Origin of the sequence: Campylobacter sp. VBCF_04 NA7 (assembly GCF_027737405.1) — a bacterium.
Classification (GTDB): Bacteria; Campylobacterota; Campylobacteria; order Campylobacterales; family Campylobacteraceae; genus Campylobacter_B.
Window position 1 is genome coordinate 1 of sequence record NZ_JAOVTT010000015.1, and the last position, 1,084, is coordinate 1,084.

Here is a 1,084-nt window from a genome sequence, read left to right on the forward strand (position 1 = left end):
ATCCTTTATAACCCGTATTTCAAGGCAAATGTCATTGAAGAGCATTTAAAAATTTTGCTTGATAAAGGCAAGGTCGCATTTGGCAAGGTCAGGGCAAAGGATAGGGATATGATAAATTCTGACGAAAATGCCCTAAATGAAATTTATGCCGGTGCGAACGCAGACGGCTATTTTCAGCTATTTTTAAGCGATTTTTCTAGCCTTTATGTCGCCAAAGTCATCGCTGTAAAAGACAGCCTAGAAGGTGAAATCTCTCCAAGCTACTACGAAAGCTTAGAAGTGGAGAAATGGTTTATTTTAGGTGATTTGCGTGAGCTTGTGCGAAACGATTTCGAACGCGTCAGAGATGATTTTTTAAGCGGATTTTTGGTGCGGGGTAGGACTTACCGCATTTACGGCAACGACTATGTTTATCCGCTTGTGGTAGAACAAAAAAATTCGCTTGATTATTTTTCTAGTGGCGAGTGTTTTTACAAAAATGTCTATAAAAGTGCCGAATTTTTGGGCGTAAAAGAAAATTTAGCAAGGTATTGTTTCGGCGAGATTTTTCATATCTTACATATCGACAGCGTGGAAAATTTAGTCTCAGCCGAGATCGAATACCTAGCCAACAAAGATGATAAAATTTACGATTTTAGTGCTATTTCTATGAGATATTCTAAGGTCATGGAGCTTGAAATTTACGAATTTGTCAAAATTTTATTTAAAAGGCTTTGCATTTTTGACAAAGAGATTTTAGCCGTGCCTTACTCGGTGCAGGGCAAGGACTACACTGTGCGAGATATGTTTGAAATTCGCCCAAATTTAGGCACTTACAAATTTTTATTTAATCAAATTAGGATTAAAAAAGCAATTCAGAGGCTAAATGATAGAAATTTAGAAAATTTCCTGTTTTATACCTTGCTTGGCGAGATAACTGCCCTACAAAGTGTGCGAAATCCAAGCGTGCATAAAAAAAAGGCGAGCCTGCGTGAGATAAATTTGCTAAGAAGCAGAATTTTAGGCATAGGGCGAGACGGCGCGATACCTGCGCTTTTGCGAGAAAAACAAAAAATCGATTATAAAGGATAAAAAATGAAAATCA

Annotated in this window: 1 protein-coding gene; it reads left to right on the forward strand. The window is 37.5% G+C overall.

Going from position 1 to position 1,084, the window contains the following annotated elements; genetic code table 11:
- A partial coding sequence (locus tag OFO00_RS08010) for an HP0729 family protein (RefSeq protein WP_270865598.1) occupies positions 1–1,071 on the forward strand: 1,071 nt, incomplete at its 5' end.
- Positions 1,072–1,084: the final 13 nt, after the last annotated feature.